This window comes from Agromyces sp. Y575 (assembly GCF_059445445.1).
In genome coordinates, this window is record NZ_JCAIUI010000001.1 from 469,862 (window position 1) to 495,017 (window position 25,156).

24 protein-coding genes are annotated in these 25,156 nt (G+C 64.4%); 8 read left to right on the forward strand and 16 right to left on the reverse strand.

From position 1 onward, the window contains the following. Positions 1-5 precede the first annotated feature (5 nt). The gene (locus tag AC1C2U_RS02330) at positions 6-1,094 is read right to left on the reverse strand and encodes a Gfo/Idh/MocA family protein (protein WP_495360110.1); all 1,089 of its coding nucleotides are present in this window, start codon (positions 1,092-1,094) and stop codon (positions 6-8) included. A 317-nt stretch (positions 1,095-1,411) separates the two neighbouring features. On the opposite strand from AC1C2U_RS02330, the gene dctP reads away from it, so the two are divergent. Continuing rightward, on the forward strand, positions 1,412-2,470 hold the full coding sequence (gene dctP, locus AC1C2U_RS02335; protein WP_495360111.1) for a TRAP transporter substrate-binding protein DctP: 1,059 nt from the start codon (positions 1,412-1,414) through the stop codon (positions 2,468-2,470). Positions 2,471-2,531: 61 nt separating this feature from the next. On the opposite strand, the gene AC1C2U_RS02340 is transcribed toward dctP, so the two are convergent. Further along, positions 2,532-3,296: an IclR family transcriptional regulator gene (locus AC1C2U_RS02340; protein ID WP_495360112.1), complete on the reverse strand. Its 765-nt coding sequence runs from the start codon at positions 3,294-3,296 to the stop codon at positions 2,532-2,534. Between the two features lie 2 nt (positions 3,297-3,298). Then, positions 3,299-4,057 (reverse strand): IclR family transcriptional regulator, encoded by a 759-nt coding sequence (locus AC1C2U_RS02345; protein ID WP_495360113.1) that lies wholly within the window; start codon positions 4,055-4,057, stop codon positions 3,299-3,301. A gap of 136 nt (positions 4,058-4,193) precedes the next feature. Here AC1C2U_RS02345 and AC1C2U_RS02350 point away from each other — a divergent pair, with 136 nt between their 5' ends. From AC1C2U_RS02350 to AC1C2U_RS02365, 4 genes are read left to right on the forward strand one after another with little or no spacing between them, the layout of a single operon-like run. Next, positions 4,194-6,041 carry a bifunctional sugar phosphate isomerase/epimerase/4-hydroxyphenylpyruvate dioxygenase family protein gene (locus tag AC1C2U_RS02350; protein WP_495360114.1) on the forward strand — a complete coding sequence of 616 codons (1,848 nt, stop codon included), beginning with the start codon at positions 4,194-4,196 and terminating at the stop codon, positions 6,039-6,041. Then, positions 6,038-6,340: a Dabb family protein gene (locus AC1C2U_RS02355; protein ID WP_495360115.1), complete on the forward strand. Its 303-nt coding sequence runs from the start codon at positions 6,038-6,040 to the stop codon at positions 6,338-6,340. Before AC1C2U_RS02350 ends, AC1C2U_RS02355 begins: the two co-directional genes overlap by 4 nt. Further along, entirely contained in the window at positions 6,340-7,269 is a 930-nt protein-coding gene (locus tag AC1C2U_RS02360; RefSeq protein ID WP_495360116.1) for a shikimate dehydrogenase, read from the forward strand. The genes AC1C2U_RS02355 and AC1C2U_RS02360 overlap by 1 nt, the downstream gene beginning before the upstream one ends. Then, positions 7,266-7,940 carry a TetR family transcriptional regulator gene (locus AC1C2U_RS02365; protein WP_495360117.1) on the forward strand — a complete coding sequence of 225 codons (675 nt, stop codon included), beginning with the start codon at positions 7,266-7,268 and terminating at the stop codon, positions 7,938-7,940. Before AC1C2U_RS02360 ends, AC1C2U_RS02365 begins: the two co-directional genes overlap by 4 nt. A 6-nt stretch (positions 7,941-7,946) precedes the next feature. Here AC1C2U_RS02365 and AC1C2U_RS02370 read toward each other — a convergent pair whose 3' ends face one another. The 3 genes from AC1C2U_RS02370 to AC1C2U_RS02380 all read right to left on the reverse strand — a co-directional run bounded on the left by AC1C2U_RS02370 (position 7,947) and on the right by AC1C2U_RS02380 (position 10,620). Beyond that, positions 7,947-8,714, reverse strand: a complete 768-nt coding sequence (locus tag AC1C2U_RS02370) for an IclR family transcriptional regulator (protein ID WP_495360118.1) — start codon at positions 8,712-8,714, stop codon at positions 7,947-7,949. Positions 8,715-8,717: 3 nt separating this feature from the next. After that, on the reverse strand, positions 8,718-9,518 hold the full coding sequence (locus AC1C2U_RS02375) for an IclR family transcriptional regulator (RefSeq protein ID WP_495360119.1): 801 nt from the start codon (positions 9,516-9,518) through the stop codon (positions 8,718-8,720). Positions 9,519-9,639: 121 nt separating this feature from the next. After that, complete coding sequence (locus AC1C2U_RS02380) at positions 9,640-10,620, reverse strand: ThuA domain-containing protein (RefSeq protein ID WP_495360120.1); 981 nt, start codon at positions 10,618-10,620, stop codon at positions 9,640-9,642. Between the two features lie 180 nt (positions 10,621-10,800). Between AC1C2U_RS02380 and AC1C2U_RS02385 the strand changes: the two genes are divergently transcribed. Next, the gene (locus AC1C2U_RS02385; RefSeq protein WP_495360121.1) at positions 10,801-11,751 is read left to right on the forward strand and encodes a YncE family protein; all 951 of its coding nucleotides are present in this window, start codon (positions 10,801-10,803) and stop codon (positions 11,749-11,751) included. A 99-nt stretch (positions 11,752-11,850) separates the two neighbouring features. Here AC1C2U_RS02385 and AC1C2U_RS02390 read toward each other — a convergent pair whose 3' ends face one another. Next, on the reverse strand, positions 11,851-12,507 hold the full coding sequence (locus AC1C2U_RS02390) for a flavin reductase family protein (RefSeq protein ID WP_495360826.1): 657 nt from the start codon (positions 12,505-12,507) through the stop codon (positions 11,851-11,853). Positions 12,508-13,460: 953 nt separating this feature from the next. On the opposite strand from AC1C2U_RS02390, the gene AC1C2U_RS02395 reads away from it, so the two are divergent. Both AC1C2U_RS02395 and AC1C2U_RS02400 read left to right on the forward strand, forming a co-directional pair. After that, positions 13,461-13,820, forward strand: a complete 360-nt coding sequence (locus AC1C2U_RS02395; protein ID WP_495360122.1) for an MmcQ/YjbR family DNA-binding protein — start codon at positions 13,461-13,463, stop codon at positions 13,818-13,820. After that, on the forward strand, positions 13,817-15,130 hold the full coding sequence (locus AC1C2U_RS02400) for a replication-associated recombination protein A (protein ID WP_495360123.1): 1,314 nt from the start codon (positions 13,817-13,819) through the stop codon (positions 15,128-15,130). Before AC1C2U_RS02395 ends, AC1C2U_RS02400 begins: the two co-directional genes overlap by 4 nt. A 547-nt stretch (positions 15,131-15,677) precedes the next feature. Here AC1C2U_RS02400 and AC1C2U_RS02405 read toward each other — a convergent pair. The 9 genes from AC1C2U_RS02405 to AC1C2U_RS02445 all read right to left on the reverse strand — a co-directional run bounded on the left by AC1C2U_RS02405 (position 15,678) and on the right by AC1C2U_RS02445 (position 25,128). Then, entirely contained in the window at positions 15,678-16,226 is a 549-nt protein-coding gene (locus AC1C2U_RS02405) for a DUF2243 domain-containing protein (RefSeq protein ID WP_495360124.1), read from the reverse strand. Next, on the reverse strand, positions 16,223-17,050 hold the full coding sequence (locus AC1C2U_RS02410) for a cytochrome c oxidase assembly protein (protein ID WP_495360125.1): 828 nt from the start codon (positions 17,048-17,050) through the stop codon (positions 16,223-16,225). Before AC1C2U_RS02410 ends, AC1C2U_RS02405 begins: the two co-directional genes overlap by 4 nt. Before the next feature lie 1,105 nt (positions 17,051-18,155). Continuing rightward, positions 18,156-18,383: a helix-turn-helix transcriptional regulator gene (locus tag AC1C2U_RS02415; RefSeq protein ID WP_495360126.1), complete on the reverse strand. Its 228-nt coding sequence runs from the start codon at positions 18,381-18,383 to the stop codon at positions 18,156-18,158. 549 nt (positions 18,384-18,932) lie between these two features. Then, positions 18,933-19,301, reverse strand: a complete 369-nt coding sequence (locus AC1C2U_RS02420) for a hypothetical protein (RefSeq protein WP_495360127.1) — start codon at positions 19,299-19,301, stop codon at positions 18,933-18,935. Continuing rightward, positions 19,289-19,504 (reverse strand): alpha-L-rhamnosidase N-terminal domain-containing protein, encoded by a 216-nt coding sequence (locus tag AC1C2U_RS02425; protein WP_495360128.1) that lies wholly within the window; start codon positions 19,502-19,504, stop codon positions 19,289-19,291. Before AC1C2U_RS02425 ends, AC1C2U_RS02420 begins: the two co-directional genes overlap by 13 nt. Before the next feature lie 142 nt (positions 19,505-19,646). Beyond that, positions 19,647-20,660 carry an SDR family NAD(P)-dependent oxidoreductase gene (locus AC1C2U_RS02430; RefSeq protein ID WP_495360129.1) on the reverse strand — a complete coding sequence of 338 codons (1,014 nt, stop codon included), beginning with the start codon at positions 20,658-20,660 and terminating at the stop codon, positions 19,647-19,649. Positions 20,661-20,732: 72 nt separating this feature from the next. Further along, entirely contained in the window at positions 20,733-21,812 is a 1,080-nt protein-coding gene (locus AC1C2U_RS02435) for a family 43 glycosylhydrolase (protein WP_495360130.1), read from the reverse strand. Beyond that, complete coding sequence (locus AC1C2U_RS02440) at positions 21,809-23,056, reverse strand: glycoside hydrolase family 1 protein (RefSeq protein ID WP_495360131.1); 1,248 nt, start codon at positions 23,054-23,056, stop codon at positions 21,809-21,811. Before AC1C2U_RS02440 ends, AC1C2U_RS02435 begins: the two co-directional genes overlap by 4 nt. Then, on the reverse strand, positions 23,047-25,128 hold the full coding sequence (locus AC1C2U_RS02445; protein ID WP_495360132.1) for a hypothetical protein: 2,082 nt from the start codon (positions 25,126-25,128) through the stop codon (positions 23,047-23,049). The genes AC1C2U_RS02440 and AC1C2U_RS02445 overlap by 10 nt, the downstream gene beginning before the upstream one ends. Positions 25,129-25,156 lie beyond the last annotated feature (28 nt).

A 25,156-nucleotide genomic window follows, 5' to 3' on the forward strand; every position in this document is an offset into this window, starting at 1 on the left:
ACGGGTCACGACTGCTCCGCTGCATCGATCTCGGCCCGGAACCGTGCGACGTCGACCGTTGCGCCAGTGCGGGCGGCAAGCGTTGCCGCCTCGACGAGCGCGAGCGTGCGCGAGGCGTCCTCGGCTGAAACGAGGGGTTCCGCACTTCCACGCGCGACCTCGATGAAGTGATCGAGCTGCGCCTGGAACGAGCCCCGCGATGCAACGGGGAGGTAGGTGCGCGACAGGGGCGAATGCCAGTCTGCTGGCACTGACGGATCGTAGGCGTACTTCGCGAGGTTGGGCACCGACAACGCCCCGCGCGTGCCGACGATCCGGTAGGCCACCCCGTCGGGGAGGAATGGGAACGCGAGCGTCTCTTCGGTGGCCTGGTCCCAGCCCCACGGCGAGACTCCGGCATCGGAGGCGAGGAGGCTTCCGACCGCTCCGCTCTCGAATCTGAGATTGAGCGACACCGTGTCCTCGACCTCGAGGCCTCGGGCATGCGAGCTGTGCATCGCCTGAATCTCGGCTACCTCGCCGCACAGGTGCCGCAGCAGATCGACGTCGTGCACGACGTTGATGAGCGTCACGCCGGCACCGGGTCGGCGGTGCCAAGGGGTGCCGGTGAAATACGCGTCCCCCTTGCGTGCCGACCAGAGTCCGCTGACGGCGACGATCTGTCCGAGCTCACCGTCGTGGATGGCGGTGCGGGCGCGCGCGACGGCGGGATGGTGACGCCGATGGTGGCCGACCAAGAGGCGTCCGTCCAGACGCGCGACGGTGTCGACGAGCCGACGGGACTCGGCGTAGCGCATGGCGACCGGCTTCTCGAGGAGTACCGCGACGCCGGCCTCGAGGCATTCGACAGCCGACTCCACATGCAGCGGGTTCGGGTTGGCGATGATGACCGCATCGAGCTGCTCGGATGCCAGCATTCCCGCGGTGTCCTGAAACGTCGGACACTCGAAGCCGATGCCATCGGGTAAGACCGGGTCGGCGATCGCCGCGAGGGCCGAGCTTGACGCCGCTCGGATGAAGTCGATGTGCTGGCGCCCCATGAAGCCGACTCCGACGACACCGATGCGAAGTGGCAAGGGTTCGGATGCCGTCACGGAGCCTCCCAGCATCGTCGCCTTCGCGACGGTCCCGGCCGAGCGTATGCCACGATGAACCGACGCACAGGGAACGTTCCATTCACCGGCGAAAGCCACGAACGATAGCACGGACTGCATGTTCCACTCGACGGGACATCGCTTTGCGAACCGATCGATGTCGGTAAGAGTCAGCACTGCACCGGGCCGTAACTTGACAGCGTGGTCGACGACGATCCCGCTCCGTGCGAGAGGTCTCGACCGGATGTCGCGCGTCGGCCACCGAATGTCACGTCAGAACCCGCACGAAGACGTGCGCACAACAAGAGGAGAGTCCCATGGGCATAGCCCGTTCGACGCGCCGAGGCCTAGCCGCCGCGTCGGTGCTCGCAGCAACCACCCTTGTCATCACCGGCTGTGCCGGAGGCGGCGGCGCTCCCGAAGAGACCGGCGATGCGGGTGCTTCGGAGAACAAGCCCGTCACCCTCACTGTCGCAACGAGCCAGAATGAGCAGACGCCCAACTATTTCTGCGGCGTCGAGGTCCTCCAGGAGCGACTCGAAGGTGCCGACATCGGCTTTACGGTCGAGCTGTACCCGGCGAGTCAGCTCGGCCCAGATGCCGACCGATTCCCGCAGGTCCAGGCAGGCGATATCGATATCGACTTGCAGGGTGCGTCCGCGCTCAGTGCCACCTACGAGCCGATCGGCGTCGTCGATGCCGCCTACGCGTTCAATGACGTGGAACACGCGTTCCAGTGGATCGATGAGAGCTCGGAAGACCTGTTCTCGGGCTTCCACGAGGCCACTGGTGTCAACATCGTCGACGGCTGGTACTTCGGCAACCGTACCTTCACGACGAAGGACGTCGAGGTGCACAGCCCCGACGACCTGGCGGGCGTGCCCATCCGGTTCCCGAACTCCCCGATCTTCCTCGCGAACGCCGAGGCGCTCGGAGTGACGAGCCCCGTCTCGGTTGCGGTGGAGGAGGTCTACACCGCCCTGCAGCAGGGGATCGCGGTGGGCCAGGAGAACCCCATCGTCGCGACGCGCTCGTCGAGCTATGACGAGGTCCTCAACACCGCGATCCTCAACGATCACAACGTCGGCATCCACTGGATCATCGTCAGCGACAAGACATACGAGAAGATGAGCGAGGAGCAGACGGCGCTGCTCGAGGAGACGATCCACGAGATTCGGCCTGAGAATCGCGAGTGTGTCGACGAGGAAACCGAGGAAATCCTCGACGAGTACCGCGCGAACGACGCCTTCACAGTGATCGAGCAGGAGGACATCGACATGGATGCCTTCATCAACAAGTCGGAGGAGTTCTTCGAAGGCTACTTCACCGGCGAGAGCCTCGAGGCCTACCAGGCGATCCGCGAGACGGCAGACTGACCTCAGAGATCAGCAAACGGGGTGGGTGCGATGCGCACCCACCCCGTTCCCGTCTCCACGGTCAGTGATGGCCTCCTGCGCTAATCCGACGACCCAGGCTCAGGGCGGCAGCGCGCACGGCCGGAGCGATGCGGTCGGGTACCACGTCGGAGGCTGATCCAGCCACAGAGATCGCTGCGATGGGCGCGCCGCCATGATCGAGGATCGGGCTCGCCGCGCATGCGCGGTCGTTCGCGCACTCATTCATCGCGGTGGCTACCCCGAGCCTGCGGATGTCGCTCAGCTCCCGCAGGAGCGCTGACGGCTCGGAGATCGTGTGCGGTGTTCGCACCTCCAGTCGACCCTGGATGATGCGCTCGCTGACACCGCTTGGGGAGAACGCCAAGATGGCCTTCCCGAGCGCCGTCGCGTGTGCTGGGAGGCGACCGCCGATCCTCGCGAGTGGCTTGGAGGTCGGCCCGCCGCGCAAGATTGCGATGAAGACGACGTCGGCTCCTTCGAGAATCGCGAGGTTCACCGTCTGACCGGTCGCGTCGCGCAGCTCGGCCATCACGGGGAGCGCGAAGTGACGCAGCCTTCGCGGCTCCTCCACGCTCTGCGCCAGCTCGAAGAGGCGGACGCCCAGGTAGAGCTTGTCGCCGTCGCGGTCGAGGAAACGCTGCGTGACGAGATCAGCGGCGATCCTCGAGACCGTCGACTTCGGAAGGTTGGCACGCCGGGCCAGCTCCGAGACACCGAGCCCTACGTCTTGGTCGCCGAAAGCGTCGAATACGGCCGTCACGCGGTCGAGAACGCTGACCGAATCGGTCCAGTCGGCGGTGCGCATGCCTACGCGGCCGTGAGCCGACGGCTGACGCTCGTGCCTGCGGCACGAACCAGGGGTGCGGCGCTCTCCGGGTCCATCGCTCCGCTGGGGCCCGCGATGGAGATCGCACCGAGCACGACGCGGTCGCCCGAGAGGACGGGGCTGGCGACGGCGAGGATGCCGGGGTACGAGACCTCCAAGTCCACCGCGACGACCGAGGCACGCACATGAGTGAGTTCGTCTCGGAAGTGGTCGGCAGCGGCGGCGATGAGCGGTGCGCTCACCCGGTCAACTACGCCCTGATCGGCGCAGAAGGCGAGGTAGGCTTTGCCGCTCGCCGTCGTCAGTGCGGGCGAGTGCATGCCGGCCCGCGTCGGGAGCATCGGAAGGCGACCCGCGACGGCGGCGATCGACACCATGTCGGTCCCCTGCGGCACCCAGAGGCCCACTCGTTCTCCCGTGACATCCCGCAGGTGCCGTATTACGGGCGCCGCAGCGGCGAGGAGCCGACGAGGGAGGCTCGCGCGTGCGCCGAGCTCGAAAAGACGCAGCCCGAGCGTCACGCCGTCGTCGCGGCGCTCCAGGTAGCGCTGCCCGGTCAGCTCCGCGACGAGGCGCGAGACGGTGGACTTCGGCAAGTCGGTGCGCATCGCGAGATCGGTGATCGAGATCGAGCCGCCGGACTCCTTCACCGCGTCGAGGATCGCGATGATGCGACCGAGCACGGAGACCGGTCCGCCCGACCGAGCGGGGGTCGTGTTCCATTCGGCGAGACTCGTCATCGAGTGTCCCCTCTCAGCGGCTTGAATCGACGTCGATCGCCCTTCGAACTCGAATGTACTAGTTAGTACAGACCTATGCAATGCTGTTCCGAGAATCACGCGGGCACACCATAGCCGGTGGCCACAGAAAGGTGCCATGCGCACATCGATCGCCACGGTCTGCCTGAGCGGCACACTCGATCAGAAGCTCGTCGCCGCACATGAGGCGGGTTTCGATGGAGTTGAGATCTTCGAGCCGGACCTGGTCGCCTCGCCTCAGTCGCCTGAGGCGATCAGAGCGCGAGCCGAGGAGCTCGGGCTCTCTCTCGACCTGTACCAGCCCTTTCGCGATTTCGAGGGCGTCGGCCCTGAACTCCTCGAGCAGAACATTCGTCGCGCGGCGGCGAAGTTCGCCCTGATGAATCGCCTTGGCATCGAAACCATGTTGCTGTGCAGCAACGTCGCGACCGCGCGCAGCGGGGATGAGCAGCTTGCCGCGACTCAACTGCGGCAACTCGGGGACGTCGCCGGGCGCTTCGGTGTTCGCGTCGCCTATGAGGCGCTCGCTTGGGGCCGATTCGTCGACAGCTATGAAGTCGCCGCTCGCATCGTGCGCCTCACCGACCATCCACGCATCGGCCTCTGTCTTGACAGCTTCCATATCCTCTCGAAGGGGCATGATCCTCAGGCGATCGAGACCATACCCGCCGACAAGATCTTCTTCGTCCAAGTGGCAGACGCCCCGCTCCTCTCGATGGACGTGCTCTCGTGGAGCCGGCACCACCGCCTCTTTCCGGGAGAGGGCGGCTTCGACCTCGGCACCTTCATGGCACACCTGGTCCGCACGGGCTACGACGGTCACGTCTCGCTCGAGATATTCAACGACACGTTCCGCCAAGCTGATCCCCGCGCTACGGCGGTCGACGCTCGACGCTCCCTGCGCTGGCTCGAGCATGAGACAGCCGCGTCCTTGGGCTCCGCCGCGGGTGGCCGCGCCGCTCGAATGTCGACGGCCACGCTTCCCAAGATCGAACCCGCTGCCGACATGAACTACGTGGAGTTGCGAACCAGCGAGCTGCAAGAGCTCAGACGCCTTCTTATGCAACTGGGCTTTCGCTCCCATGGGGAGCACCGGACCAAGAACGTCGAGCTGTGGTCACAGGGTGCAGCTCGGGTCGTGCTCGGCGCGCCGGACTCGGAGCATCCGCGGCCGACGGTGGCCGGCCTCGGCCTCTCGGTGAGTGATCCCGCCACCGCATTGCGACGGGCGAAGGAACTCTTCGCGCCCGAGATTCCTCGCGAGGAGGGAGCGGGCGAGGAACCCCTCGTGGGTGTTCGAGCGCCCGACGGTTCGGAGGTGTTCTTCGGTGCCGAGGGAGAAACGGAGCCGCGATGGGTGAGTGAGTTCGGCACCCCCGATCACGATGACCCGCACATGATCGAACGTGTCGATCATGTCAACCTTGCGCAGCCGTGGCAGCACTTCGATGCAGCGGTCCTCTTCCTCCACTCGGTGCTCGATCTGCGCGCGGAGGCATCGATCGAGGTGGCCGCACCGGTGGGCCTCGTGCGCAGCCAGGTGCTTCGTAGCGCCAACGGAACCCTTCGGATCGCTCTCAATCTGGTGCCATCCGGTGCGAGCGAAGATGCGATCCTGCCGCAGCACATCGCCTTCGCAACGTCCGATATCCTCGCGCTCGCTCGAGCGGCACGCGAGCGCGGCTTCAGACCCCTCGACATCCCCGCGAACTACTACGACGACATCGAGGCGCGCTTCCAGATCGAACCTGCCCTCCTGGATGAGCTCAGGGAACTGAACGTCATGTACGACCGGGACGAGTCCGGTTCGTTCCTGCATTTCTACACACCTCCCATCGGGACCGTGTTCCTCGAGGTCGTCGAACGACGTGATGGATATGCGGGCTACGGTGCGCTCAACGCGCCCGTCCGACTGGCGGCCCAGTACGAGCATCGCCGCGCCGCAAGTCAGGAGGCTCGCGCGTGATCCGCCACGTCGCCGTCTTTCGATTCATCCCCGAATTCACGACTGAACAGCGAGACCACTGGATGTCACTCTTGCGGGCGCTGCCGGAGCAGATCCCGCAACTGCGAAGCATGAGCGTCGGTCCGGATGTGCTGGGAGGCCCGGCCTCGCATGAACTTGCGCTCGTTGCCGACTTCGATGATCTTGACGCGCTGGATGCCTACACGCGGCATCCAGCCCACGCCGAGGTGCTCAGGATCTCCGCACCGGTGAAGGCGTCACTCGCGACGGTCGACTTCGAAATCCCGGATGCGTCGTGATGGGTCGAAAGCGGGACCTCGGATCGAGTCTTCGCCCGCGCCGAGGACACTACCTCGTCGGCCTGATCGGCGAAGGCATCACAGCATCCCTGACGCCGGCGATGCATGAGTCAGAGGCCACGGAGCTGGGACTCGACTACGAGTACCGCATCTTGGATCTCATCGAGCTCGGCCGACCGGCCGAGGACGTCGGCGCGATACTCGCCGAAGCCGAATCTGCCGGCTTCGCCGCGATGAACATCACCCACCCCTGCAAACAGCTCGTCCTCGACCTCGTCGATGAGCTGGACACGGATGCCGCGCACCTGGGTGCAGTGAATCTCGTGGTGTTCGACGATGGCCGTCTCGTCGGGTACAACACGGACTGGATGGGATACCGCGACGGTCTCACGACAGGCCTGCCAGGAGCATCGCTCGAGCGCGTCGTGCAGATCGGCTGCGGCGGCGCGGGCGCTGCGACCGCATATGCGCTCCTCTCGAAGGGCACGGAGCGGTTAGATCTGTCGGACGTCGACGCCACTCGCGCGGAGGACCTCGCCGCCCGCATGCGGGTTCACTTCCCGACACAGACCATCGAAACGTTCGACCTGGACGACGTTCCCCAGGCCATCGCCCACGCAAGCGGCGTCGTCCATGCGACACCGCTGGGGATGCTGCATCACCCGGGGATCGCCTTCGACCTCGACCTGCTGCGGGAAGGAGCGTGGGTGTCGGATGTCGTCTACCGACCGCTCGAGACCGACCTCGTCCGGCAGGCGACCAATCGGGGGCATCCTGTGCTCGACGGCGGGCGGATGGCCGTGGGCCAGGCATGCGCTAGTCTCCGAATCATCACGGGTATGTTGCCCGATCGTGACCGGATGGAGCGGCACTTCCGAGCGCTCATCTGCGCTGAGGAGCAGTCCGGCACTGGAGGGAGCTCGTCATGACCGATCGGCTGAGCGATCCGCGCGACAGCGGGATGACCGACCGTGCGATCCGCACCCAGGGAGACATCCTCGAGGTCGCCACCGCGGAATTCGCAGCAAACGGTTATGCGGGTGCGCGAGTCGACGAGATCGCCGCGCGCACGCGCACTACGAAGCGCATGATCTATTACTACTTCGGCTCGAAGGAGGGGCTCTACCTCGCAGTTCTGGAACGCGTGTACGCGCAGATCCGCCAGGTTGAGCGCGGCATCCACATCGACGAGCTGTCCCCCGACGAGGCACTGCGAACGCTCGCGGAGGCGACGTTCGATCACCACACGACGCACGAGGCATTCATCCAGCTCGTCGGCATCGAGAACATCCATCGCGCCGAGCATCTGCGTCAGTCCGAGACGATCCTGCGCGAGAACGTCACGGCCATCACACTGCTCGAGGAGGTCATCGAACGAGGGGTGCGCGACGGCATCTTTCGCGCCGACGTCGATGCGCTGGACGTGCACATGATCATCAGCGCCTACGCGTGCTTCCATGTTGCCAACCGGCACACGTTCGCCGCCATCTTCGAGAGGGACATGCTCGACCCCGCACTCCAGGAATCGCACCGACGGCTCATCGGCGACATGATCGTCGCGACGATGACGGGTCATCGCGACGACCGACGCGTGCACTGACGGGCGTCAGACCGCTCCTGGCCTGCCCGCGCCCAGGCGGCCCGTGAGAGTCAGCGCGGCCGCGCGGATGGCCGGTGCGAACCGGTCAGCGTCGAATCCGTCCGCGCATCCCGACACCGAGATCGCCCCCACGAGTCCGCCCGAGGGCGCGAACACCGCGCTCGCCGCACAGGACAGGCCGGCGGCGAACTCCCCCACCTCTGCGGCGAGCTCGCCTCGTCGAATGTCGTCGAGCTGACGCCTCAGCTCTGCCGGCTCGCTGATCGTCCGGGACGTCCAGGCGTCGAGCCCTGAAGAGACGACCTCGTCGACGTCGGAAAGGGGTGAGTGCGCGAGCACTGCCTTTCCCAGCGCGGTGGCATGGATCGGGAGCCGTCCGCCGATGCGAACGGCCGGCGGTACCGCCGAGCGGCCGTGCATGACGGCGATGCAGACCATCTCACGCCGGTCGCGGATGGCCAGGTGCACGTTCTCGCCCGTCTTGTTGCGAAGGCCTGCCATCACAGGCAGAGCGGCGACCCTGAGTTCCCGCGGCTGCTCGGCGAGCTGCCCGAGCTCGAAGAGCCGTAGGCCCAAATGGATCCGCTTTCCATCGCGTTCGAGATATCTCTGGCGCACGAGCGTCGCGACAAGCCGGGAAACGGTCGACTTGGGAAGGTCTGCGCGCAGAGCGAGTTCGGAGATGCCCAATCCCCTGTCGTCCTGGTCGAAGGCCTCGAGGATGGAGGTCATCCGGTCGAGGACGCCGACTGCGTCGTTCACGGCGTCGGGCATCGGTCAGGCCATCTGCAGTGCCAGCCGGTGCGTGAGCGCGAGAGCCGCGTGCCGCACCAGCGGCATCATCCTGCCCGCGTCCATGTCCGTCACCGGCCCCGCGACGGAGATCGCCGCCACCGGCACGCGTTCCGGCGACAAGACCGGGCTCGCGACCCCGACCACTCCGGGAAAAGTCTCGCAGCGGTCGATGGCGACCGATTCTCTGCGAACCATGGCGAGCTCCAGCTCGAACATGTGACGCTGGTGAGGGTCGAGGGCGGTCATCACGCTGGAGAGGACCGACTCGTCGTTCGTGAACGCCAGGACCGCCTTGCCGAGGGCGGTCGTCACCGAGGGCACTCGAACCCCCGCCCGGGACGGCACCGGTCGCAACCGCCCCCGCACCGAGATCACTGAGAGCATGTCGCTTCCCTCCTGAACCGCGACGTTCAGATGCTCACCGGTCGCGTTGAACAGCTCGGCCAGCACCGGCAGTGCCGCGACACTGAGGCGCCGGGGGGTGCTGGCGCGTGCGCCGAGCTCGAAGAGCCTCAGACCGATTACGACTCCATACTCGCTCCGCATCAGGTACCGCTGCCGGATTAGGTCGCCAACGAGTCGCGAGACGGTGGACTTCGGGATGCCGGTGGCCAGAGCGAGCTGGGTGATCGTGGTTGTGCCGTGCGACTCGCGGACGGTGTCGAGAATGGCGAGGATCCGGTCGAGCACGCATACCGGCTCGTCTCTGAGTGCGGATCGCATGAGTGCAGTATCCGTCGAGTTCGAGAGGGCGGCAAGCGTGCCTCGCGTCGACGCTGTCATGATTCCACTCAATGGAACACGGCCCTCCATAGCACCGTCTCAGGGCGCTGAGAGGGGGCCTGAACCCTCCACATGGATGGGTTCAGACCCCCTACCTGGGACTCTCGGTCTTGGTTCGGCGTTAGGCCGCGCAGAACGGCTTGATACCCATGGCGCTCTCCAGACCCTCCATGACGTGCTGCTTGAAGAACTCGTCGCCCGCCAGCGGAGCGTCGGTCCAGGCCGCGACGTCGTGACCGAGCGTCGTCAGCCACGACCGACCACCGTCGTAGTAGTGGCACCAGCTGACCGGGTGCGATTCGCCGTGGCCCGCGGGGGTGGCCTCGCTGGTCGCCTGGTCGACCTCGAGCAGCACGTTGACGTAGCTCGGGTAGGGCACCAAGTTGTACCACTCGTCCTTGAAGGTCCAGGTCTTCGGCATGAACGAGGTTGACACGTCCTTCCTGTTGATCCTCTCGACCGTTCCCTCGCGGTTCGGTCCGTGGTTGTAGAAGTTCGCTCCGCCCAGGAGGCCCTCGTAGTACGGCCAGTGGTATTCGGCACCGAAGGCGTTGTGGATGCCGACGAAACCACCGCCGCCGCGGACGTACTGCATGAGCGAGGTCTGCGCAGCGTCGTCGAGGGTGTCACGGTTGGAGCCCAGGAACACGACGGCCTGGTACTTGTTCAGTCGGCTGAAGCTCGCGAGGTCCTCCGTGTAGTCGACGGCGATCCCCCGTTCCTCGGCCCACGCCTTGAGGGCGATCTGGGCGACGTTGTCGGCGTTCAGCGGCGGGTTGAGCCCTGGTGCCAGCGGTGTGCCGAGGTGGGCGTGTCGCGGGCCGGCAGTGCGGCTCCAGACGAAGATGCGCTTCTCTTCGCCCTCGACCCATCCGTTGCCCCACTCGTTGTAGCACTCGGGATCGGTGCCGCGACAGACGCCGTAGTCCTTGATCTCGTCGAGGTAGATCTCGTCGGCGGATACCGACTGTCCACCACCTCCGTGTCCGTTTCCATGTCCATTGCCCCGGTCGTTGCCGAGGGCCGCTCCGCCGAGCGCCAGGCCGGCGCCGAGCGCCGCGGCGGCGACGAGGGCGGCTCCGGAGCGTATGAGCGATTTCATTTGATCTCCTTTGATCGTTCGTGCTGACCTCGGGTGCGCCAAGCGCGATCGGCCCGGGGCTGGTGCGAATCTAGGCGTCCCCGAAGCCGCACGGCAAAGCCCGTTCCACCCAGTAAGCCAGCGGGGTCTTCCGATGGACACGAACGTCGGTCATGCCCTTCACTGGAAAGCGGAGGCGCCATGAACGACGGACGATTGCTCGTCGTATGCAAAGACGACAGCATGCTCGAGGTGATCGACCTCGAGACGTCGAAAACCGCAGGGGCCGTGCTCGCTTCAGGCTTCGCACCGCACGAGGTCGTCGCGACAGGCGACGGACGACTTGCGTACATGCCGGTGTACAGCAATGCGCCTGTCGGGTCCCCTGGAAGCGACGGCCGGCGGGTCGATATCGTCGATCTCCTGACCTTTCAACGTGTCGGCGAAATCCGCATGGCCTTTCCGAGCCGTCCGCACCAGTCCAGTCTGCTCACGAGCGATCGTGTGGTGGTCTCCACTGAGCTCGACGAATCAGTCACCGTGATCGACCGGCGAACCCTTGACGTCGTCGCACGGTTGCCGACCGGTCAGGCGGAATCCCACACGTTCGCGGTCAGCGCCGATGGAAGTCGTATCGTGACGGCGAATGTCGGCCCGGGGAGCGTCAGCGTCATCGATGTCCCTTCGCGCACGCTCCTCGGCGTCGTGGAGGTCGCTGCGAAGGTGAATCGCATCTGCCTCGAACCCGATGGACGTTTCGCCTACACGGCTGACCAGGGTTCGCCCTGCATCGCCGTCATCGATACAGAGCTCGTCGAGCATGTAGCTTCGATTGAACTGCCGTCGATCGGATTCGGCACGGCCGTGACGGGCAACGGCTCGCACATCGTCGTCGCTCTCAGGGAGGCTTCGGAGATCGCGGTGGTCGATCGCCGATCAGGCGAGATCGTGCATCGAGTCGCAACACCGAATCACCCTCAGGCGATCGTTCTCCATCCCGACGGCGTCCGCGCATATTCCGCCTGCGACGCCGACAATTGCGTCGTGGAGGTCGACATCCGCGCGGGTCGACTCCTGCGTCGGCTAGAGACCGGTCGCAAGCCCGATGGGATCGCCTGGAGCCCGCTTCCCTCTTCGGACTCGAAGAGCTGACAGTGCGAGTCATAGAGATCGGCACTGACCCCTACCGGCTCAACCACGCCCGTCAGCACACCAGCAGCTGAGACCCCAGCGACGAGTCCGGCGCTGCGATCACGCAGCCGTGGACGTGGTGGGGGTGTCGGAACGGTATGAGTGCCCGAGTTGGGTGCTGAGTCCGAAGTAGTGACGGAAGTTGTAGATCAGCGGTTCCCATACCCCGGGATCCACATGGTTGGTGCCCGGCACCACGATCTGCTCAGCGGCGTGCACCCGGCTCACAGCCGCCTCGATGATCATGAACCCGCCCGCTGCCCCAGGGATCACGTTCACGGCTTCACCTTCGAGCTGGAACGGGCACTCCGCCACCCGCGGCGGCCGGACCGTCGCGGACGGGGCGGGCGTCAACCCGGCGGCACCGAATTTGTCCGGTTCGAACCTCATTCCAGCGGGTTTGCTCGCCGGGACCGGGAACCGCCCCGTCAACGACGCCAGCCGTTCAATGTTCGCCCACGACCCCGCGGACGGCACACTCACGACCAGCTCAGGTCGTTCGAGAAGATTCGTGACGGTCTGACCAGTTGAGCCGATCCCGAGCACCAGGGTGTGGCCCAACGCCCATGCCGAGGAGATCGGCGCGAGGTTGAACGTCCCATCGGAGTTCTCGGTCGTGACCAACACCACCGGGGTCCCGAAGTACAGGATGTTCGGCTCGATCACGACAAAGCCGTCAGCACCAACCTGTGATTCAACGTCAACAGCACTACTCACACCAACCAACGTAGGCGCTGGACACTTCGGTCTGAGGCGAATTGTGCCGCACGACGTACTCCGCACTTCGATTGCCGCGGTGGGCCACACCTTCAGTTGACGTGACCACCGGCCAGTGGCCTTCGTTCAAGCCGTGGCCTTCGTTCAAGCCGTCACAGTCATCCGGCCGATTCAATCGCCTGCCCGCCCTCATTGGCGTCGCCGCGCGTTTGCTGCCCAGACAACCTCATTTACACTGACCCAGTCGTCGACGCCGAGCTGAAGCTGTAATTCGACTACTCCCGTGTCAGCGCGACCTCGGCTCCAAGATCGTTGAAGTCCGGGTCTCCTTCACCGTCGCTGCATCGGAATGTCAGCAGGCCGTTGGCATCTACCGAAACCCGCATTCCCGCATTCCCGCATTCCCGCATTCCCGATCCAGGCATGCGTGACATCCTGAATCTCTCAGGCGTTCCAGACCCGAAGCGACCGAACCGCCTTTGAATTCCACCTGAGCCGAATCTGGATGCTACTTGGCGCCATATCTCGCCAGAGGACGATGTCGTCGGAGATCATCGAATTGATCTTGAACGTACCGCCGCGCACCTTTTAACCGGAACCCTTGGGGTGGGTACGCCTTTGAACCGATGAACCGAACGACGAGTTCGGTCACCTCGGTGGGCAGTTCATAGAGGCTGTAAAGGGGCCCACCCCAGTCGATCTCATTCGTCCGTTGCGCAGCGAAGCGTGATGCCAAGTCAGGAGTCATCTCAACACCCCGGTCGTCTGAAGGGATCAATTGCTGCGTGGTCCCGTAGAGGTGCATCTCCTCATGCAAGCGGATATCCTCGAGCCTAGGGGCTGTTGAGCCGCACGTGGCGGCCACGAGCGCGTCAACGACGTCAGTGTCGGTGCGGGCGTTTCACAGTGGAGCCGCGTATCGATCCCGATTTCTTCGGCAACAGGAGGGGTCTATGACGCTGTCGGGCAAGCAGCTGCAGCAGCACGCCCGTGAGGTCGCGGGATCGCTCGATGACGTCACCCGTGGGCGGCCGTTCACCCCGCACCTTGACGTGTGGAAGGTGCATGACAAGGTTTTCCTCGTCGTCACCGACGATGATCCGGACCTGCAGATCATCACTGTGAAAGTTGATCCTCACCAGGGAGACGCGCTCCGCCGTGATATCGAATCCATCACAAGCGGCCGCTATTTCGACAAGAGGCACTGGATCTCCATCGGGCCCGGTTCCGGCATCACGAAACAGCTCATCGAACACCTGGTGCACGCGTCCTACGACCTCGCAGACGGCCGCGAGCCGAGGGGGCAATCGTGAGCGAGACGCCGTCGCTGTTCGAAGTCGACGATGCCTCCCGGCCGCTGGCCGACCGGCTCCGGCCCCGCACCCTCCAGGATGTCGTCGGGCAGGGCCATGTTCTCGGGGCAGACGCGCCGATCGGGCGCATGGTCGACGCCCAGAGACTCGTATCGATGGTGCTGTGGGGACCGCCCGGATGCGGGAAGACCACGATCGCGCGGCTCCTCGCCGAGCAGACCGACCTGGCGTTCGAACCGCTTTCCGCCACGTTCTCCGGCGTCGCCGACCTTCGTAAGGTGTTCCAGGTCGCGCAGCGTCGGCGCGAAGTCGGCCAGGGCACGCTGCTCTTCGTCGACGAGATCCACCGCTTCAACCGCGCCCAGCAAGACTCGTTCCTGCCCTACGTCGAAGACGGCACCGTCATCCTCGTCGGCGCAACTACGGAGAATCCCAGCTTCGAACTCAACGGCGCGCTGCTGTCCCGCACACAGGTCTTCGTTCTGAAGCGCCTCGACGACGTCGCGCTCAGCACCCTCATCACCCGGGCCGAAGCGCTCGTCGGTCACCCGCTACCGCTGACTGATGATGCTCGCCAGGCGCTGATCGCGATGGCGGACGGCGACGGCCGCTACTTACTGAACATGATCGAACAGATCCACACCCTGCCCGCACCCGTCGACCCTGCCGCCCTCGCCGCCGCCGTGCAGAAACGGGCGCCGCTGTACGACAAAGCGCAGGAAGGCCACTACAACCTCATCTCCGCTCTCCACAAGTCGATGCGCGGCTCTGACCCGGATGCAGCCCTGTACTGGCTGGCACGGATGCTCGACGGCGGTGAAGACCCCCTGTTCATCGCCCGCCGCATCACCCGCTTCGCCACCGAAGACATCGGCATGGCCGACCCGAACGCCGTCCAACAGGCCCTCGCCGCCTGGGACGTCTACGAGCGTCTCGGCTCACCCGAAGGCGAACTTGCGATCGCGCAGGCGGTTCTCTACCTGGCGACTGCGCCGAAGTCCATCGGCGTCTACCGCGGGTTCAACAAGGCGCGCGCCGCTGCGAAACGCACCGGATCGCTGATGCCGCCCGCGCACATCCTCAATGCCCCAACCCGGCTCATGAAAGACCTGGGCTACGGCGATGGGTACCAGTACGACCCCGATACCGAGACCGGGTTCTCTGGCGCGAACTACTTCCCCGACGATATGCCCAGGCAGACCTACTACGAACCCACCACCGGCGGATACGAGCGCGCCATCACCGAGCGGTTGCGTCACTGGGCGCAGCTGCGCCATGGCGATACTCCCCTCGAATCCGACGCGGACTAAGTCCCTACCGAAAGGAATGAAGGGTCTGCTGCATCGGCGAGTGACAGCTGCGATGGCGTGCCCGAGTTAGCCACGAACGATGTCGCTCGCCTCGAGTTCTCCTGATCAAGTTCAGTGGTGCTGCGCGGCGCAACCACCAGCCCAGCGTTGCCGGGCCGGTGTCCCAATACTCGTTGGATAAACGCGATTCGATCCAGAGCCCACCTCAGGTACTCGACGCCCGAAGGATTCGGAGCTCTGCCGGAAGCGAGCCGCGCCGATTGCAGAACGAGCGACACAGCGGAACCAAAGTCAGGCCGATTCACTCGAGTACGCCACCGCAGACTGGGTCGACCTGTAGAACCACCGCAGGCTCCACGGTAGCCTCGGGATGGTCCTGTCCGATGAGTTCCAGCAGACCTACTACGCGACCCAGCCGGGTCGCGCGCTCACGCAACTCGTCTGGGTAGTTCTTGGGTGCTGCCATGACTCTCATCCTCCATGGGATCAGAGCCTCCACCGAACCCGGGGTGCATCACATGGCCCGCCTGCTGTGCAGCAGGTCAGCTCATCGGTCCCAATTGGGGGCCTCCACGTGGGCGTCTGCCATGGCCGCGGTGGTGAGCGCAGGGTTGCCGCGGCGGGCGAGAATGATGGTCCAGATGATGCCGGTGAGCAACAGCAGGCCGCCGGCGGCATTCCAGGCGATGTCGTACGGCAGGAGCTCGACCCCATATCGGATCTCGTGCAAGCGCAGGACCTTGTGGTCGATGATGCCGTCCCACATCTGGAACAAGCCAAGCCCAACCAGGAATCCCGCCCAGGCCGCGGCGGGCCAGAACGTTCGGCGGCGTCGGGCGTCGAGCATCAGGAAAAACCCGAAGACGAAGATGAACAGCTCCGCGGCGTGCAGCAGCCCGTCGGAGAGGAGGGCGATGTCTGGGGTGGCGTTGTCGTAGAAGTGGTGCCAGGCCAGGATCTGGTGGAAGACGATTTCGTCGATCGCTGCCATTGTCGCGATGCCGAGCAGAAACGCCGCCCAGTACGACCGATTCCGCAACGGCGACCCGCCCGCGCGGGTGGAAACACTGGTCATCTTGGTCGTCCCTTCGCTCATCCGGTCCGGCCGGCCGGGTGGTCAATCAGATGCGGCGCTCTCTGGAGGCGTCGCCCGGTGACGCGGTACCACTCCGCACACAGCAGCACGATCAACACGAAGTCGACCGCGTCACCGCCGTAGAACATGAGCTGCGCGCCGGCGTGCGCGTCCGCGGCGGCGACTCCAGACAGTGGATAGGCGTAGAGCAGTTTCGCGAGCACACCATGCGCCGCCAGCGACACCACCAGCACGCCCGCGCGCATCGCGAACCCGGCCCTGTGCGGGGACGGGTCGACCGCCACCAACGACACCGTGTACAGGTAACCGACTAGCAGGACATGCAGCATCACCAGCCAGTGCACCAGCATGACCTGCTGCATCAGCTCGTACAGCGGCGTGAGATACAGCACCCACAGGCCACCGACATTCAGCACTGCCGCCACGATCGGGTGGGTCAGCACCCGTCCGAGCGGGCTGCGTAGCAGCCGGCTCAACCGCCTCGCAGGCACGACGCTCATCGTCCGCAGCGCCAAAGTCAACGGAGCGGCCAGCACCAGAAGCAACGGCGCCACCATCCCGACCAGCAGGTGGGCTCCCATATGTGCGGTGAAACTCTCGTGTCCAGCCGACGCGAGCGGGCCGGCAAAGCCTGCAACAGCCGAAGTCAAGCCGAGAACCCAGAAGACGCTGCGATACCAGGGCCAAGCCCGACCGCGCCGACCAGCGCTCACCGACGCGGCGACATAGACAAGCGCTGCCAACACGAACGGGGCCACAAGAATGAGGTCCAGGCCGACTCCGCTCGGACCCATCTCATGCACATGCGCCGTATCCGTTCCCAACCACCACCCTCGTCAGCGATGCATCCCACGCCGCACCCCGTTGCCTGAAGGTAGCCCGCAGCCACCGGTGCACACACGGCCTTGACACGAGCGCTGACCATTTGTGTGTGGGCATCGGCCACGCCGACGGCTCTACGAGAATGGGAGGCATGTATCGGGAGTGGGAACTGCCTCAAGCGGGTCCGGTGCGCCTGGTCGGTTGATGCGACAACGAGTGGTTCGTGGACCCAGCCAGCGATCGAGTTCTGGCGGCTCGGAATCAGCTCGACATCCGACGGCATTGGGAGTCAATTGGTAAGGATGCTCACCCGCAACGCTTTGAGGTGCAGGCAGGCGACCGGTTCTGGGGAGAATAACTACACGCACACGTGTTACTGCGCTGAAGATCTGCACTGTACCGTTTTGTGACAGACGGATTCTCTCTACGCCATGTGCCCAAGAGCGCGTCCGGGTCGCACGTTTTCAGTCGCTGACGCGGATCCGCATGCGGGCAATGCGCACGGGTGCTACTGCCTCGGGCAGTCCGCACTCTGATCCACGCGCGTGGAGGCGCAGTGTATCGGGGCGTCAGCGCCGCCTGCGAGGCTTGCTTGGGCGCTCAATTGGTGAGCCGTGCCCAACGACGTGCCACCATCCGCAATATGGGCACTGCACTGGCACCCTTTAACACCCAGCGGCGACTGTCACAGCCTCTGCCTGGGTTCCGATCGGTGCACGACCCGTGCGACATTTCACGCCTCTCATGCGTCGAACATATCGGGCAGTTCCGACATCGTTGGTCGCCGGTGAACGCCACGTGCTCCATGTATTCATGGGCGAGCTCGATGAAGAGTGAGTCCGGCGTCAGGCCGTCACCCGTAGTGTGGGCAGCTTCGTACCCGTCGCCAACTGCTTCGACGAGCGTGCGCCGTGCTCGCGCCCGAGAGGCCGCCCGGGTGCGGAGCTTGCCGTAGCTCCCGTCGACGCGACGGAATTTGACGGTACCGTGAACGCGTCCGTCGGGTAGGTCGCGGTAGTAGATCTCCCCGTGTGAGCCGGGTTCCATTTTGCTGCGTGGCATTGCAATCGCCCTCTGTCTTCGCAGAGCAGGAGGCCATCACCGTGGTCACCGTCGGTCCGTTCGGGCACTCAGCCAGGCCAGAACGTTCTCGCGGCTGTATCGCAGATGCTTGCCGAGCTTGGTGGCCTTCGGGCCGGTGCCCTCGAGACGCCAGTGGTAGATCGTCTCTTTGGACAGCTGCAAGTACTGCGCGAGTTCGTCGACGCTGAGGTAGTCCCCGAGCTCGTCGACGAACCGGGAGGCCGGAACGGTGGGTTGGGTTGATGTGCTCATACTCCTCAGGAGTGCGCATCAAGCCGAAATGCTTGCTGTCTCAGGACTTAGCATGTGGATTCCTGTGGCGGCCCGTCATCGTTTTGAAAAGGGCCCCAAAAGGGCCTCAACGGCCCACTTTCGGCCTTCTTCAACGAAAGAACCCCTGACAAATCTTGCGATTCATCAGGGGTTTTTGGTGGATCTGAGGGGACTCGAACCCCTGACCCCCTGACAGTGCTGCATTTCGCTTGAGCGCACGTGTTTGGTTGTGGATGCCAGTAATCATAAGGTCGGGCGGCTGTGCGGGCGATGTGGAGATGCCGGTTGGTTGTGGTCATTTGCCGGTACTTGTGGTTGAAAAGGGACCCAAAAGGGACACAGTGACGACCAGGCGCGAGCTGTTCTGATCTTGGTGCCGCTCGCACTTCCGACCGCAGACCCCTTCGCGCCGGCGCACGGTGGTGAGGCGGTAATCTTCGTACTCTTCCTTCATCTACCGTTACGTTCGGAAAACGGGCCGGGTGCCCAACCTCGATCTGCCGGAAGCTTGGCGGTACGTGAGGCGATCTACTTGGCCTTCTTGGCTCGGGCCTTGAGATGTGCGCCATACTCCGCTCGGATAGTGTCGAGTTGCTCGTCCGTCAGCTTCGCGAGATGCGCGACGGCGTCTCCAGACCAAACATGAGCGGCCCCGTTGCTGTGCTTCCAGGCGAACTTCGGATTCTCGCGAAGGGACTCCTTCCAGCAGACCGCCTGGTGATCGTAGCTGTTGAGCTTCCGCCCAGACCTCTTCGAGTTCACGCGCTCTATCAGCTCGGACGCGTTGTAAGGATGGGTCTGGTTGGGATCCGTCTTGCGGACGGCGACCTGCCCGTCAGCCGTTGGAGCTACGGCCACGACGAGATCAGCGCTCGTCATATTCTTCACGGACTGCATGTGGATGTCGTACACGGTCGCGACACGCCCGCGCCGAAGGCGTTTGCTCCCTCAGTGATGAGGTCGGTCACGTCGTAGGAACTGACGTAGAGGTGGTGCCGGTAGGAGGTCCAACCGGGTGCCAGCACTTCGTCGCCGACGCGGGCGCCATTCAGGTAGGGCTCGACGATGCCCAGAGCCGTGACCTTCAGGGTCGCGCGCACTGGACGCTCCGACGCCTCGAAGTCACGGCAGAAGTACGCAGCCGGATCTTCCTGCCCGCTCGGACGACTCGCGCTGATGAATGATGCCTGCCACTGATGCGTGGGTTTGGTTGCCTTTCGAGGAGATCAGTGCGGAGCGCGTCTAGAAGACGGATTCGCCACCATCGGAGGTGAGCAGTGCCCCGCTGACGTTGACACCGTCGTCGCTGAGCAAGAATGTGACCGACGCCGCAAGGGCTTCGGGAATCGCGATGGGTGCATCCGCCACGTGCTCATTGATCCGGGCGTAGCCGAACTCGCTCACATTGGTGGGTCGCATGCCAGTGAGTGTTCCGCCGGGAGCGACGGAGTTCACCCGGATGCCGAACTTCTCGTACATGTACGCCGAGCTGCGAGTGATGCCGATGACCGCACTCTTCGAGGCGGTGTAGGCCAAGCCGGCGGATGAACCACGCAGGGCGGCTTCGGAGGCGATGTTGACGATCGAGCCGCGCTTGGCCGCGATCATCAGTGGCACCACGGCGCGCGTGAGTCGGATGACCCCGAAGACGTTGACGTTGAAGACGCGCTCCAGCATCGCGTCGCTGACCTCGTGGATCGGCGAGAAGTCATCGACGATACCCGCCACGTTCGCCAGGGCATCCACTCGATCGCCCGCCGCTGCGACGACTCGGTCGATGTCGGCCTGCTCCGTCACGTCGGCCGCTACCGGCACGATGTCGGCCTCGGGGAGGGATGCCGCGAAAGCATCGAGCCGCTCCTGGGACAGATCGACCGCAACAACTCGGCCGCCTTCGCGAGCGATCCGGGATGCGACGGCGCGACCGATGCCGGAGGCCGCACCCGTCACGATCACGGTCTTACCCGCGAACCGGCTTGGCGTGATCGTCTCGCGCCATCCGATGCCGGTGACTGCCTCGGGGTCGGGCGCGGCACCACCGTTGACCTGACGCTCGAGGGTCTCGACGAGCCCCTCAGGCGCACTACCAGACGCGGACAGCAGACGGATGAGTGGGATGTTGCGCATGAGGAAGATCGCGCTCTCGTCCATGCCCGCTTGTGCTGCGATGCCCGCGATGATCTGCGCGCCGGCGGGGTGGTCGAGCCAAGCTCCGATGCTGCTCTCCGCGGAAAGGGTATCGAGGGTGATTCTCATGAACGTTCTCCAGTGTTTTCGATGAGGTACAGGCCGGGGAACCACTCGTGCCACGTGCCACCCGCGGTGTGCTCACGTGTAGTCCTCGATTCGCCACTCGTCGAGCCAGTCGATCCGCGGCACGTCGCCGTCGAACCTGATGGGAAGCCAGACGTAGTCGGAAATGGCAGTGTTCTCACCGGAACCCGCGGCTATCACCGCGGCCATGCCTGCCGCGTCATACGCTGATGACACCCGGTCGGGAAGCGCTTCTCCTTGGGCTCGCGCCGCAACGCTGTCGTAAACGTTCGGCATCGAGTCCGGCAGTTGTGGCAACCAACGGTCCGCGAGCGCGATGTACAGATCCTGCTTGAGCGGATGCTTGAACACACAGCTGATCTGCGATCGGAACGAGGTGCCAGAGGGGTCATCAGGATGCGCGTCGCCGAGCACCGTCCACGGGCCGTGATTGTCGGTCGCACTCGCGAACTCGGAGAAGTTCGGGAAGTAGCCGGTCGACCCTGAGGTCACCAGGTAGTGCGTGCCGTTGCGCTCGAAGTGTGCCGGCGCCTCCCGAGTGAAGGGAGGGCCGGGGTGCGGGAAGTGGCTCGAGTAGACGCCCGTGACGTCGGTATAGTCGTCGCTGAGCTCGGCGACGATGAGGTCGGTGTGCACCTTCTCGAAGTAGTAGTACGCCCTGTTCGTCTTCGGGTCGACGACGAGGTCGAAGTCTCCCGCACTCACGCCCAACGGGGTCAGGCCCGTGCGAACGATCTCATACGGGCCGAGCAGTGAGTCTGCGATGAGCACGGTTGATGCCTGGGTGTCGTGCGAGCCCTCCCCCATGACCTTGAGCCAACAGACGTACTTGCCGGTGGCCTCGTTCAAGATGATGTGCGGGCGGTCCATCTTCTGGGCCGGATGCAGCGGCGACGACGGATCGTCGAGCACCGGCGGGATGATCAGCCCGAGGTCGTGCCAGTTGTACAGGTCGGTCGACGAGTACGCGCGCACGCCCCAGTGCCAGTTCCCGCTCCCGGGCGTCGTCTTCTCCTTGTTCTCGCCGTACCAGAAGTAGGTGCCATTCTCGAAGAAGAGCGACCCGCCGTGCGCCTGGATGCGCTCGCCCTTGGTGTCGAGCCAGACCTGGCCAGGCTTGATCGAGTCATTCATAGGATGCCTGCTCCGTTGGCTTTGGCAACATCACCCAAGAATTTCGCGCTGCCCTTCGGTGTGCGCTCAAAGGTCTTTCGATCCACTGCGACGAGGCCGAACGTCATCGCGTATCCGTGCGTCCACTCGAAGTTGTCGATGAATGACCAGTGCAAGTAGCCGCGCACGTCGAGGCCATCTGCGACGGTGCTCGCCAATCCAATGAGGGCGCCAGAGATGTAGTCGATGCGCCTCGTGTCGTCAGCTGTTGCGACTCCGTTTTCGGTAACGAGCATCGGGGTGCCGCCCGTTACCTTCCACGTCCGCCGCAGCGCCATTTCGAGAGCGTCGGGTCGGTAAGCCCATCCGGTCTGCGTGACCTCCGCGCCCGGCGGGGCTCCCTCAGGACCGTTCGGACCCACGAGTTGGCTCGTATACGTCTGGACGCCCACCCAGTCGTCGGCGCGAGAAGCCTCAAGGTACATGTCCTCCCAGACACGGAGGTGTTCTGCGGCGTCGGACTCGTACCCCTCCCGAGCGACGAGATTCTGAATCGCCACCGTCCATCCGACTTTGGCGGTGGTCTTGGCCCGGAGGATGCTTCGTGCGCGCTCGTGCGCCGCGAGCATGACTTGCGCAGCGTCGTCGAGTGGTTCGGGCATTGAGTACGCGTTGAGGCCACCCTCACCATTGCCGGCGACCATCGCTGCACGCATGCGCGCCAATGCTTCTGCGGGATCGGCGTACTTGAGTGGCACCGACATTTGGTACATGACCGCGAAAATGTTCGGTTCATTGATCGTCGCGACCCACGTGACACCGTCCAGGATGTCGCATACGGCGTTGACGTAGTCGCCGAATCGATCGACTGATTGGTGGGAACCCCATCCGCCAGCCTGGGCAAACCAGAGGGGGCTCGAGAAGTGGTGCAGCGTGACTACCGGCTCAATACCCTGGGCGAGGCAGTACTCGATGATCGCGCGGTAGTGAGCAAGTTCGGCGGTCGAGAACTCGCCCCGCTTCGGTTCGATCCGTGCCCATTCGATGCCGAAGCGGAAGGAGTTGAAGCCGAGAGACTTGAGAAGGTCGATGTCGTCCTTCCAACGATTGTAGAAATCGAGTCCTTCGCCGCTGGGCTCGACGAATGATGAGCCCTGCAGGTGTTCCAGCGCCCACATGTCGCTATTGGTGTTGTTGCCCTCGTTCTGGTGCGGGGCGGTGGACGCACCCCAAAGGAAACCAAGAGGGAATTGGCCTATGGCCATGGCACGAATCCTTCCGATTCGACTACCCACGAGGAGGGGAAGCCGTTGGTTGCGAGCATCGAGACGGCGGCGAGCAGTGAGCCGTTGCCCGGGAGGTAGATAGGCAGAATGGAGCCCATCTGGCTGTTGTGACCGACGAGGGTGAACTGGTTCTTCACCTCGTCGCGCAGCAACGCGTCGACGGCGATGTCGGGCCGGCCGAGGCGGGATGCTGTCATCGCCATGACGGGGAAATCCCAACCCCATGCTGTGGGCCAGTCCCAGCTTTCGAGCACGTCGAGCAGAGTGTCGCTCATGATCGCCGGGTCGATGATCGGGGTCGGTGGCACCATCCCGAGGGCGGCCAGCAGGGCGGGGTGGTCATCGCGACGCAAGAACGGCGCTGTCGCGATGGCAGTGTAGTGACCGTCTTCGACGTGCGGGTGCGCGAGCCCGTCTTGCACGGCCGACCATGTTGAATCGCGGGCCCGTCCAGTTCTGTCGCGCCACAGCTGAGCAATCTCGAGGCCCCACCACCAGTAGGCAAGCTCATACGTTGGATCTTCAGTGGTGGTGACGTCGTAGAACTCCTGCGCGGGCATGATCGGAGCGAGGAGGTGAAATACTCCGTCGCTCTCCTCCGCGAAGGCAGCCATGAACGTGGCGGTCGCGTCGACCAGTTCCGCAAACTGGAGCGCAAGCGCACTCTGCTTTTGGGGTGAGGATGCCCGCCAGACAAGTTCCAGCATGTAAAGCACATGCGGCTGCTGCCAGACCAGGAACGAGCCGATTGGATCTGGACTCTCTCGTCCGTCCGGCCCCACCTGTTTGGGCCAGCGTGCACCCGGGTAGCCTTGCCCGGCGGCCGTAGCGCGGGCTTTCTCGAGGATCGTCAGGTACCAGCCAAGACTCCGTTCAACGAGTTCCGGGCGACCCCACGTGGCGAAGTGGGCGGAGTGCCAAAAGTGCATCTCGAGGTGGGATTTTCCCGACCAGGAGTTCGTGATGAGCCCAGTTTCTGCTGGCGGCATCACACCGGCGGAGTTCACTGCTGTGAGGTACTGCGAGAGAACGACGCGCCTTTCGAGCTCAACCGCGCGAGGGTCGGCGGTACCGCTGAGGTCGATCATGGCGCCGGATGCCCAGAACCTGTCCCATGAAACCCCAGCGGCCGCCGCGATCGAATCGAATGAGGGGAGAGCCCCTCGCTCAGCTTCTCCGAAGCACACGACCAGATCGACACGGTTTGCCTCGGCCGTCAGTTCAAACTCGTGAGCAGTGCCATCTACGGCCGTGACAGAACCGTTGGTGAATGCCAGGTCGACGCGGTAGGCGGTCGCATCGAGTTCGCGCGAAATTACGGCCGAGGTCGTTGAGGAGGTGAGAGTCGAAGTATGGCTATCGGGTTTGTCCCACGCTGACGTTTGGAAGAAGCCGGCGTGCGCGTAGGGAAACCGGAGCGCAACGCGAAGTACGCCTGTGGCAAGAAGCGGTGACCGCACGCGGAATGCGACCGTTGCCGAGTCCGGGGCCGAAACGGTCTCTACAGTGACCCCTTCACCGGCGTAGCGAAATTCGCTGGTGATCTTGCCTGACCACAAGTCAAGGTGCTGCTCGGTGTCGCTCAATTGATCGGGCGCAAGGTCCACCACGCCGCCGTCGGCGTCGTGGAACGCGAAGCCGATTCGGCCAAGGTCGAGTCGCTGAGGGTTTGCGTTGAGCCATGCACCTGGACGGTTCTCGTCGCTGACATTGCCGCGCATCGAGCCTTCCATGTCATGACGGTCCGGATAGCGCACAAGTCCCCGCCGCGTGGCATGCTCCGACATGGCATCCTCGAGCACAAACCCCTCAGGATTGGGCATCTCGTGCCAGCCCCACGAGCTCATCGTCGCCGTATTGACTGCGGTGCGGCCCTGCATGATCGCCGAGGCCTGGTCGTGGAATGCCGTGAACGTCTGCATCCCGGTGATGTCGGCGGTATAGGCGAAGTCGCCGTTGCCCACACTGAGAACATGCTCGGGGTGTGGGGTCGTTATCGTCACGTTGTGACGTCGAACGACCGCCTCGCGGTCAATGGAATTCGTAGTCATGGGGATCCTTCTGAACGTCGTGCGGCCG